Source organism: Pseudomonas sp. MPR-R2A5, assembly GCF_058793055.1.
The window spans coordinates 19,728-30,444 of the sequence record NZ_JBXAFK010000073.1 but is presented as its reverse complement, the minus strand read 5'-3'; the positions used below and the strand labels follow the sequence as shown (position 1 = coordinate 30,444).

Genomic DNA, 10,717 nt, shown 5'->3' with positions numbered 1-10,717 from the left:
CGTCCAAGCCTCAAATGTGTAAACGATGTCCCCGGTTTCAGATGTAAACGATGTCTACGGTTCTACACCCCGATAGCTGAGTGTCAGTCAATAATGCTGTGACTGACCTACCGCTATCGGGGGCAAGCCCCCCTCCCACAGTTGTTTTGCGGTGTTAGTAAAATCTAGCGCGGCTCGATGTGGGCAATCATCAGTTGCACGGTTTCATTCCCCCGAAACTCGTTCACGTCCAGCTTGTAGGCCAACTCCACCCAACGCACCGTCGGGTTCGGCCACACTTCGCGGTCCACTCCAAACGCAATGCCATCAAGCTTCACCGACCCGCATTCGGTCTTGAGCACCACTTTCAGGTGTCGCTCCCCCACCACTCGCTGCTCCACCAACTGGAACACGCCGTGAAACAACGGCTCGGGAAAGTGCTGCCCCCACGGCCCGGCATGCCGCAGCGCGCGGGCCAGTTCGAGGTGAAACTCCTCAACCGCCAGGGTGCCATCGGACAGCAACCGGCCGGTGAGGTCTTCCTCGCGCAATTGCCGACGTACTTCAGCGTCAAAGGCTTCGGCAAACAGGGGAAAATTCGCCTCGGGCAGCGTCAGCCCCGCCGCCATGGCATGGCCGCCGTACTTGGCGATCAGGTTCGGATGCTGGCTGGCGACTACCGCCAGGGCATCACGGATGTGGAAGCCCGGCACAGAGCGCCCCGAGCCCTTGAGCAGGCCATCACCGGCGTCGGCGAAGGCAATGGTCGGGCGGAAATAACGCTCTTTCATGCGCGACGCCAGAATGCCGATCACCCCTTGATGCCACTCCGGATCGAACAGGCACAAGCCATAGGGCATCGAGTCCACCGGCAAGTCCTTGAGCTGGGCCAGGGCCTCGCGCTGCATGCCTTGCTCGATGGATTTGCGGTCCTGGTTCATACCGTCCAATAGCGCAGCCATTTCCCGAGCCGCAGCAAAATCGCTGGTCAGCAGGCATTCGATACCCAGGCTCATATCATCCAGGCGCCCGGCAGCGTTCAACCGGGGGCCGAGGATAAAACCCAGGTCGGTGGACGTGATGCGCGCCGCATCGCGCTTGGCGACCTCGAGAATCGCCTTGATCCCTGGCCGCGCACGACCGGCGCGAATACGTTCCAGGCCCTGATGGACCAGGATGCGGTTGTTGGCGTCCAGCGGTACAACGTCAGCGACGCTGCCCAGGGCGACCAGGTCGAGCAACTCCCCAATGTTCGGCTGCGCTTTGTTCTCGTACCAGCCCAAACTGCGCAAGCGAGCACGCAGGGCCATCAGCACGTAGAAGATCACGCCTACGCCGGCCAATGCCTTGCTGGGGAACTCACAGCCTGGCTGGTTCGGGTTGACGATGGCGTCCGCCGCCGGCAATTCATCCCCCGGTAAGTGGTGGTCGGTGACCAGCACCTTGAGCCCCGCCGCTTTCGCCGCCGCCACGCCCTCGACACTGGAGATGCCGTTGTCCACCGTGATCAACAACTGCGGCTCGCGCTGCAAGGCGACGGCGACAATTTCCGGGGTCAGGCCATAGCCGTATTCGAAACGGTTGGGCACCAGGTAATCGACATGGGCCGCACCCAGCAGCCGCAGGCCCAGGGTGCCCACCGTACTGGCGGTAGCACCATCGGCGTCGAAGTCGCCGACGATCAGGATGCGCTGGCGTTGCTGCAATGCGGTCACCAACAGGTCTACCGCCGCGTCGATGCCCTTGAGCTGCTGGAAGGGAATCAACCGCGCCAGGCTTTTATCCAGCTCCGCCTCGGACTGCACCCCGCGAGCGGCATAGAGGCGGGTCAACAGCGGTGGCAGTTCACCCAGGAAGGGCATGACGGCGGGTAATGGGCGAGGATCGATACGCATGGGGTGACGGGAGCTTCTCTGCTGATACAACGGTTAAACAACACGGCTTAAAGCGGCACGGGTCAGCTGTGGGAGGGGCGGTGCGACAATTCGAATGGCTCTCGGTAGCCGACGCAACAGTGACAGCAACTTGACCGGCGCCAGCGTCATCGGGAGCACGCCGCCTCCCACATTTTTCAACCGCGCTCGCCGACCAGCCATTGCAGTTGCACTTCGTGCTGGCCGCGGTCATCAGTCACGAAGATCGTGCCTTCACTGATCATCACGTCCCACTTGATCACGCGCGGCATGTCCTTGGCCAAGGTCTCGAGGACTTCCTGCGGCACGGCAGCGATGTGCACGTTCTTCATACTTTTCGCCGCCGGCACCACCTTGCCTTCCCACACGCGCAGGCTGCCATAGGCGAGCAAACTGGTACGTTCGGCGCGGCGCGAGCACCAGGTCAGGCGGTCGACATCGGGCTGGCCGACTTCGATCCAGTGTAAAACCCTATCATCCAGGCTTTTTTCCCACAGGGCCGGCTCGTCTACATCCGAGAGGCCACGGCCGAACGACACCTGTTCGCTGTACCACAGCGCGTAGGCCAGCAGGCGCACGGTCATACGCTCTTCGGTTTCCGACGGGTGGCGGGCGATGGTCTGTTTGACGCTCTCGTACACCGAGCGATCGAGGTCGGTGAGGTTGAGTTCGAATTTATAGGTCGTGGACGGCTGGGCCATGAACGGGCTTCTAGAGACAGGGAAAGGCGGCCAGTCTAACCGATGGCGAGGGCATTCAACGAATCCTGCGCTGCATCATCCTTATCCCTGGGCCACTCGCCTATGTTAAAAGGCATCACACCACTGCCCTGCGCTTGAAAGGATCATCATGTCGTTTAATGCCAAACCGCTTGCCGGCCTGAAAGTCATCGAACTCGGCACCCTGATCGCCGGCCCCTTCGCTTCACGCATCTGCGCCGAGTTCGGCGCCGAAGTGATCAAGGTCGAGTCGCCGGATGGCGGCGACCCGCTGCGCAAGTGGCGCAAGCTGTATGAAGGCACCTCGTTGTGGTGGTTTGTGCAGGCGCGCAACAAGAAGTCACTGACGCTGAACCTCAAGCATCCGGACGGGCTGGCGGTCCTCAAACAGTTGCTGGCAGACGCCGACATCCTGATCGAAAACTTCCGTCCCGGCGTCCTGGAAAAACTCGGCCTGAGCTGGGAAACCCTGCACGCACTGAACCCGAAGCTGGTGATGGTGCGCCTCTCTGGCTTCGGCCAGACCGGGCCAATGAAAGACCAGCCAGGGTTTGGCGCGGTGGGCGAGTCCATGGGAGGGCTGCGCTATATCACCGGCTTCGAAGACCGCCCGCCGGTGCGTACCGGGATTTCCATCGGTGATTCGATTGCCGCCCTCTGGGCGGTGATCGGTGCGCTGATGGCACTGCGTCATCGCGAGGTCAACGGTGGGGTCGGCCAAGTGGTGGATGTGGCGCTGTACGAAGCGATTTTCGCCATGATGGAAAGCATGGTCCCCGAGTTCGACGTGTTCGGGTTTATCCGCGAGCGCACCGGCAACATCATGCCTGGCATCACGCCGTCTTCGATCCATACCAGTGCGGACGGCAAGCACGTGCAGATTGGCGCCAACGGCGATGCGATCTTCAAGCGCTTCATGTCGGCCATCGGCCGTGAGGACCTGGCCAACGACCCGGAACTGGCCAGCAATGATGGGCGTGATGGCCGCCGCGATGAGCTTTACGGGGTGATTGATCGTTGGGTCAACGCCTTGCCACTGGAGCAGGTGGTGGAGCAGTTGAACAAGGCCGAGGTCCCCGCCAGCCGCATCTACAGTGCTGAAGACATGCTCGCAGACCCGCAGTTCCTGGCTCGGGAGATGTTCCTCAAGGCGCAACTGCCGGACGGCAAGGACTTCAAGATGCCCGGCATCGTGCCCAAGCTGTCGGACACGCCAGGCAGTTGTGAATGGGTCGGACCGAAGCTGGGCGAACACAACAACGAGCTGCTCCAGGCGCTGGGCTACGATGCCCTGGCAATCACCCGTTTGCATGAGGATGGCGCGATCTGATGACACGTCGCGTCCAGCGCTGGTTCATTTGCCTGTGTCACGTAACCTTGATGGTCGGCGGCTGGCCGGTATCGGCCAACGCCCAGGATACGCTGGTCTGGTTGTTGCGCGACCTGCCACCGGTGACCATTTTCGAAGGCCCGCGCAAGGGGCAGGGAGCACTGGACCAGTTGCTGCCCATGCTCGCCGAGCGCCTGCCGGAATATCGCCATCAGATCCTGCACGTCAACCGCGCCCGGGGCACGCAAATGCTGCGCGAGCCGTCGTTCACCTGTGACCCGTCACTGCTGTGGACACCGGAGCGCGCCAAGTACGTTGTTTTTTCGACCCAGGCCTTCGTGACGGTGAGCAATGGCGTGATGATCCGCCGGAGCCAGCAGGAGGCCATGGCGCCCTTCATCAACGACGGTCAGTTCGACCTGCAGGCTTTTCTCGACGCTCCCAACACCCGGCTTGGCGCCACCGCAGAACGCAGCTATGGCGCCGTCATCGACGAGCGCCTCAAGCACGCCACCGCGCACAAATTGGCGCTGCACTACGGCAACGATGCATTGGGCAGCCTGTTGCAGATGCAACGTCTCGGCCGCCTGGAAGCGGTCCTGGGCTATTGGACGGAGATCCGCTACCACGCCATGCAACAGGGGATCGACCCACAGGAGCTGATGTTTTTCCCGATCAAGGGCGCCGCGCCTTACCAACGCACGCACATCGGTTGCTCGAACACCGCCCTCGGCCGCGAGGCGATCGAACGCATCAACCAGGTACTGCGTGACATCCCTCTGGAACAGGTGCAGCAGTCCTACGCTTCCTGGCTGGACCCGGTCACCCGGGAACACTACCTGCGCGACAACCCAAGCTTTTTCCAGGACTCGCCCATGCCCTGACAAATCGCGGGCAAAAAGAAACCCCGAGGAGTGGGGAGACAACTCGGGGTTAAACGTGGCCTACAAAAAGACCAGTACAACAAGACACAAACACCGGAGCACAATGTTTGCTCTTACTGTTACGAAATCTGACTCGTCATAGCGTAAGAAGGTTCCGAAGAAAAATAATTCTTCATGCCAACACCCCACTACGGGTCTGGGCGGCGTTACGCAGGGCCGCGATCACCGACGGTTCAAGACGCCCCTCTGCGATTTTGAGATCGCGCAGCAGGCAATCCACCACATCCACCAGAGCGCGCTTGTCAGTCAGTTGCGCACGGTCGACTTCACGTTCGACCACGATGGCGCCAGCAGGATTCTTCACGGTCACCAGGCACTCGCCCTGCGCACCAGAGGCGGTCAGCGTAACCTGATAAGGGCTCAGTGCTTCTTCGAGCAATAGGCTGATACTTTCCATCTCGATCACCACTCAATAGTTCGGGAACAATCGGTTCAACGGGAGCTGCATCTATCCTAAGTGACTGGATGTAACGTAGGAAAGTTCGCTTTTTCGTCGTTATGGGGGTTTCGGGGAGTGACTAGAACCAGCATGCGCTTGCAACATGACAACCAAAAAACGGCGCACATGACTGCTTACGCAATGGGCGGCTGTTTTGGGGTTTCCGACGGCTGTGACCGGAGGTGAATCCTATACTCGGTGAGCGCTGGTCACGCTGCCACACAGGTAAAGCGCATGTCAAAAGGCCCTTATTCCGAAGGATAAATACGATGGCAGAACAAAATGAACAACAGACAGCGACAGACAGGATGCACGCCGAGGTATCCCGTATTTTTGCTGAGATAGCACGCATGAATGCAGAGCAAAACAAACTCCACGCAGAATCCCTGAAGATAACCTGTGAGACGTTCTGGTACCCGGTGGCTATCGCGACCGGCTTCTATGCCGCTGTCGGCACAGTCATAGTCGTCGCCCAGAAACTATTCTCGTAACACTTGAGCGGGCCGGCCAGAAACGAAAAACGCCGCTGACCCAAGGAAGGGAAAGCGGCGTTTTTGTCTTCGTGATTTGTCTTACAAAGGCTTGCCACGATTACCATGCTGGCTGACAAACGCCTGCATCGCCTTCAAATCATTCGGCAGCACTGTGCAACGCTCTTCACGCTCGAACAGGTCGGCCAGATGCTCCGGCAGTTCCAAAGCCTTGCCAACGCCCGCCTTTTCCACCGCTTCCGGGAATTTGACCGGGTGGGCGGTGCCCAGGATCACCATCGGGATATCCAGGCTGCGACGGCATTCACGCGCAGCCTTTACACCGATGGCGGTATGCGGGTCCAGCAGTTCGCCGGTCTGGGCATAGACTTCAGCGATGGTTTCGCAGGTCTGTGCATCGTCCACCGCGAGGGAGTCGAACAGCTTGCGGGTTTCGGTCCAGCGCTCTTGATCGACGCTGAAACCACCACCGCTCTTGAAGCTGTTCATCAACTCAGCCAGCGCAGCCCCGTTACGGCCGTGCATATCGAACAGCAGGCGTTCGAAGTTCGACGACACCATGATGTCCATCGACGGCGACAGGGTGGCGTGCAGGGTTTCCTTGACGTACTGGTTGCCGCTCATGAAGCGGTGCAGGATGTCGTTGCGGTTGGTGGCGACGATCAACTGGTTGATCGGCAGGCCCATGTTGCGCGCGAGGTAGCCGGCGAAGATATCGCCGAAGTTGCCGGTCGGCACCGAGAACGACACCGAACGCGCCGGGCCACCCAGCTGCAGGGCGGCGTGGAAGTAGTAGACGATCTGGGCCATGATCCGCGCCCAGTTGATCGAGTTCACTGCCACCAGGCGCGTGCCCTTGAGGAAGCTCTGGTCAGCGAAGCTGTTCTTGACCATTTCCTGGCAGTCATCAAAGTTGCCTTCGATGGCGATGTTGTGGATGTTCTCACCGAAGATGGTGGTCATCTGCCGACGCTGCACCTCCGACACACGCTTGTGCGGGTGCAGGATAAAGATATCGACGTTTTCGCAGTGTTTGCAGCCTTCAATGGCCGCCGAACCGGTGTCACCGGAAGTAGCGCCGATGATCACCACGCGCTCGCCGCGTTTTTCCAGCACGTAGTCCAACAGGCGCCCCAGCAGTTGCAGGGCAAAGTCCTTGAACGCCAGGGTCGGGCCGTGGAACAGCTCAAGCACCCACTCGTTGCCATTCAGTTGGCGCAGCGGGGCGATGGCGCTGTGGGAAAACACGCCGTATGTCTCTTCCAGGATCTTTTTGAAATCCGCATCCGGGATGCTGCCGGTAACGAACGGGCGCATCACCCGGAATGCCAGTTCGTGGTACGGCAGGCCGGCCCAGGAAGCAATTTCTTCCTGGGTGAAGCGTGGCAGGTTCTCCGGCACGTACAGGCCGCCGTCGGTGGCAAGGCCTGCCAGCAAAACGTCTTCGAAATTCAGGGCCGGTGCCTGGCCGCGGGTGCTGATGTAACGCATGACTGGCTCCTCTAAAACATTCTCGAACAGGGGCCGCCGCACACACGGGGCCCCTGGAACAAATCGGTTAGTTCAAGTGTTCGACGCGAATCCGCACCACCGGGCCCACGACGCCCTGCAAGGCCTCCAGAGCGGTGATGGCATCGTTGATGCGCTGCTCAAGCACGCGGTGGGTCAACAGGATCATAGGCACCTGGCCGTTCTGTTCCTCGACTTCCTTCTGCATGATCGACTCGATGTTGATGCCGCGCTCCGACAGGATGCTGGCGACCTGGGCCAACACGCCCGGATGGTCCTTGGCCTGGATGCGCAGGTAGTAGGCGCTTTCGCATGCCTCGATCGGCAGGATCGGGTGGGCCGACAGCGAATCCGGCTGGAAGGCCAGGTGCGGCACACGGTTTTCCGGATCGCTGGTCATGGCGCGAACCACGTCCACCAGGTCGGCGATCACCGACGAAGCGGTCGGCTCCATGCCGGCGCCGGCGCCGTAGAACAAGGTGGAACCGGCGGCATCACCGTTGACCATCACGGCGTTCATCACACCGTTGACGTTGGCGATCAGGCGATCGGCCGGGATCAGCGTCGGGTGTACACGCAACTCGATACCGGCCGGTGTGCTGCGCGCCACGCCCAGGTGCTTGATACGGTAGCCCAGGGCTTCGGCGTAGTTCACGTCGGCCGTGGTCAGCTGGGTGATGCCTTCGGTGTAGGCCTTGTCGAATTGCAGCGGGATACCAAAGGCGATGGACGCCAGGATGGTCAACTTGTGGGCCGCGTCGATGCCCTCGACGTCGAAGGTCGGGTCGGCTTCGGCGTAGCCCAGGGCCTGGGCTTCAGCCAGCACGTCTTCGAAGGTACGACCCTTCTCGCGCATTTCGGTGAGGATGAAGTTACCGGTGCCGTTGATGATGCCGGCTACCCAGTTGATACGGTTGGCGGACAAGCCTTCACGAATGGCCTTGATCACCGGAATACCGCCGGCCACTGCGGCTTCGAACGCGACGATCACGCCCTTCTCGCGGGCCTTGGCGAAGATCTCGTTGCCGTGCACGGCGATCAGCGCCTTGTTGGCGGTGACCACGTGCTTGCCGTTCTCGATAGCCTTGAGCACCAGTTCGCGGGCCACGGTGTAGCCGCCGACCAGCTCGATGACGATATCGATTTCAGGGTTGGTGGCCACGGCGAAGACATCGTTGGTAATCGCAATACCGGTCGTTTGGAACTGAGGCTTTGGCGAACGCGTGGCAATTTGCGCCACTTCAATCCCACGCCCTGCACGGCGGGAAATTTCTTCAGCATTACGCTGAAGTACGTTGAAGGTACCGCCACCGACGGTCCCTAACCCACAGATGCCTACTTTGACCGGTTTCACTGAAGAACTCCCCATGAAACGGCCGACGCTAGGTCGGCCGTGGAAAACAGCCGCACAACTGCGGCTTTCAATTGATGACCCGCTGATCGTTCAACGGGCCATGATCGTCAAAGGTTCGACGATACTGGTTTACTTGGCACTCAGTGCCAGTTTGGCAACTTGCGGTGCCGGCTGGTAGCCCGGAATCACTTGACCGTCAGCCAAAACGATGGCCGGTGTACCGTTCACGCCAATGGATTGGCCGAGGGCGAATTGCTTGGAAACCGGGTTGGCGCATTTGTCCGCCTTGATTTCCTTGCCATCAACCATCTTGTCCATGGCCGCTTTCTTGTCGGCTGAACACCAGACGGCTTGTAACTGCTCGTCACCCGGCGAACCCAGGCCCTGGCGCGGGAACGCAACGTAGCGCACTTCCACACCCAGCTTGTTCAGCGCAGGCACTTCGGCGTGCAGCTTGTGGCAATAAGGGCAGGTGGTATCGGTAAACACGGTGATGTGGGTCTTGGTCTCGCCGATGGCTGGGTAAACCACGGTTTCAGCCACCGGAATCCCGTTGATCAGCTTGGATACACCCAGGCGCTCGGCTTTCTCGGTCAGGTTGACCGGCTTGCCATCCTTGAGCTGGAACAGGTAGCCCTGGACGATGTACTGGCCATCGGCACTGGCGTACAGCACACGGCTGCCCTTGAGCTTGACTTCGTACAGGCCGGCCATCGGGCTGGCGCTGATGCTTTCGATCGGCGTATCGAGCTGCAAGTTGGCCAGGCTCTTGCGAATGGTCTGCTCGGCAGCGTCATCGGCGACGACAAACGTGGAAACCAACGCAATGGCTGCGGCGGCAATAATCTGGGTCAAGCGCATGGGAACTCCTGAAGGCAGATGCAGGGACGGCGGGCAAGCACACCGATCTAAAAACACGGGCCTGCAAACACAGGTCTGGGCCGTCCCCTTTGCTAACCGGCAAAGCCTACCACAGTTGGGCCGCAGGGCAGCCCGTGGCCTGATAAATTGGCGGTTTTCAACCACGCGGATGGTGCTTGGCGTGCATATCCTGCAAACGTGCCCGCGCCACATGGGTATAGATCTGGGTTGTGGATAAGTCACTGTGCCCGAGCAGCATTTGCACCACGCGCAAATCCGCACCGTGGTTGAGCAAATGGGTGGCGAACGCATGGCGCAAGGTATGTGGCGACAAGGACTTACCGATGCCCGCCACCTTGGCCTGGTGCTTGATGCGGTGCCAGAAGGTCTGGCGGGTCATCTGTTCGCCGCGCTGGCTGGGGAACAGCACATCGCTGGGGCGCCCACCGAGGAGTTCGCCACGGGCATCGCGCATGTAGCGTTCAACCCACACAATCGCCTCCTCACCCATCGGCACCAACCGTTCCTTGCTGCCCTTGCCCATCACCCGCAGCACGCCCTGGCGCAGGTTGACCTGCTCCAGGGTCAGGCTGATCAGCTCGGTCACCCGCAGGCCGCAGGCGTACAGCACCTCGAGCATGGCGCGGTCGCGCTGGCCGATGGCCTCGCTCAGGTCGGGCGCGGCGAGCAAGGCATCCACGTCGGCTTCAGACAGGGATTTGGGCAAAGGCCTACCGAGTTGTGGCATATCCACCTGCAACGTCGGGTCGAGGGCAATGAGCTTTTCCCGCAGCAAGTAGCGATAAAAACCACGCACACCGGAAAGGAAACGCGCAGTCGAACGGGGCTTGTAGTTCTGCTCCAGGCGCCAGGCCAGATGGTCAAGGATCAGCTCGCGGCCAGCATTGATCAGCTCGAGGTTTTTTTCCTGCAACCAGCCGTTGAACAGCGCCAGGTCGCTGCGATAAGCCTGACGGGTGTTGTCCGAAAGGCCTTTCTCCAACCAGAGGGCGTCGAGGAAGCGGTCGATCAAGGGGTGGTCGATGGCAGGCATGGTGACTCAGGCAGGTGAAGGTGATGTCGGGTAGATCCTATCGCGCGCAAGCCCACTCCCACAGTTTTTTGTGTCTTACTCGATTGCGCGAACCGCAGCGATCAACTGTGGGGGCAGGTTTGCT

Annotated in this window: 10 protein-coding genes; 3 read left to right on the top strand and 7 right to left on the bottom strand. The window is 60.5% G+C overall.

Annotated elements, in window-relative coordinates; translation table 11 throughout:
* Window positions 1-164: 164 nt before the first annotated feature.
* A complete protein-coding gene (recJ, locus tag AC1Q6I_RS32625) occupies window positions 165-1,874 on the bottom strand; it encodes a single-stranded-DNA-specific exonuclease RecJ (protein ID WP_102625002.1) in 1,710 nt (569 codons plus the stop codon).
* A gap of 176 nt (window positions 1,875-2,050) precedes the next feature.
* On the bottom strand, window positions 2,051-2,593 hold the full coding sequence (locus AC1Q6I_RS32620; RefSeq protein ID WP_024077227.1) for a YaeQ family protein: 543 nt from the start codon (window positions 2,591-2,593) through the stop codon (window positions 2,051-2,053).
* A gap of 148 nt (window positions 2,594-2,741) precedes the next feature.
* On the opposite strand from AC1Q6I_RS32620, the gene AC1Q6I_RS32615 reads away from it, so the two are divergent.
* Together AC1Q6I_RS32615 and AC1Q6I_RS32610 are read left to right on the top strand one after the other, a co-directional pair.
* Complete coding sequence (locus AC1Q6I_RS32615) at window positions 2,742-3,941, top strand: CaiB/BaiF CoA transferase family protein (RefSeq protein WP_024077228.1); 1,200 nt, start codon at window positions 2,742-2,744, stop codon at window positions 3,939-3,941.
* Window positions 3,941-4,825 carry a TIGR02285 family protein gene (locus tag AC1Q6I_RS32610; RefSeq protein ID WP_024077229.1) on the top strand — a complete coding sequence of 295 codons (885 nt, stop codon included), beginning with the start codon at window positions 3,941-3,943 and terminating at the stop codon, window positions 4,823-4,825. The genes AC1Q6I_RS32615 and AC1Q6I_RS32610 overlap by 1 nt, the downstream gene beginning before the upstream one ends.
* A gap of 172 nt (window positions 4,826-4,997) precedes the next feature.
* Here AC1Q6I_RS32610 and AC1Q6I_RS32605 read toward each other — a convergent pair whose 3' ends face one another.
* Window positions 4,998-5,282 carry a DUF3509 domain-containing protein gene (locus AC1Q6I_RS32605; RefSeq protein WP_041161012.1) on the bottom strand — a complete coding sequence of 95 codons (285 nt, stop codon included), beginning with the start codon at window positions 5,280-5,282 and terminating at the stop codon, window positions 4,998-5,000.
* 311 nt (window positions 5,283-5,593) lie between these two features.
* On the opposite strand from AC1Q6I_RS32605, the gene AC1Q6I_RS32600 reads away from it, so the two are divergent.
* Window positions 5,594-5,815: a hypothetical protein gene (locus AC1Q6I_RS32600; RefSeq protein WP_024077231.1), complete on the top strand. Its 222-nt coding sequence runs from the start codon at window positions 5,594-5,596 to the stop codon at window positions 5,813-5,815.
* 81 nt (window positions 5,816-5,896) lie between these two features.
* Here the strand turns inward: AC1Q6I_RS32600 and thrC are convergent, their stop codons facing one another.
* From thrC to xerD, 4 genes are all read right to left on the bottom strand, one after another.
* Window positions 5,897-7,306 carry a threonine synthase gene (gene thrC / locus AC1Q6I_RS32595; protein WP_024077232.1) on the bottom strand — a complete coding sequence of 470 codons (1,410 nt, stop codon included), beginning with the start codon at window positions 7,304-7,306 and terminating at the stop codon, window positions 5,897-5,899.
* 67 nt (window positions 7,307-7,373) lie between these two features.
* Complete coding sequence (locus AC1Q6I_RS32590; RefSeq protein WP_024077233.1) at window positions 7,374-8,678, bottom strand: homoserine dehydrogenase; 1,305 nt, start codon at window positions 8,676-8,678, stop codon at window positions 7,374-7,376.
* Between the two features lie 129 nt (window positions 8,679-8,807).
* A complete protein-coding gene (locus AC1Q6I_RS32585) occupies window positions 8,808-9,539 on the bottom strand; it encodes a thioredoxin fold domain-containing protein (RefSeq protein ID WP_024077234.1) in 732 nt (243 codons plus the stop codon).
* A gap of 157 nt (window positions 9,540-9,696) precedes the next feature.
* On the bottom strand, window positions 9,697-10,593 hold the full coding sequence (gene xerD / locus AC1Q6I_RS32580; protein WP_017846134.1) for a site-specific tyrosine recombinase XerD: 897 nt from the start codon (window positions 10,591-10,593) through the stop codon (window positions 9,697-9,699).
* Window positions 10,594-10,717 lie beyond the last annotated feature (124 nt).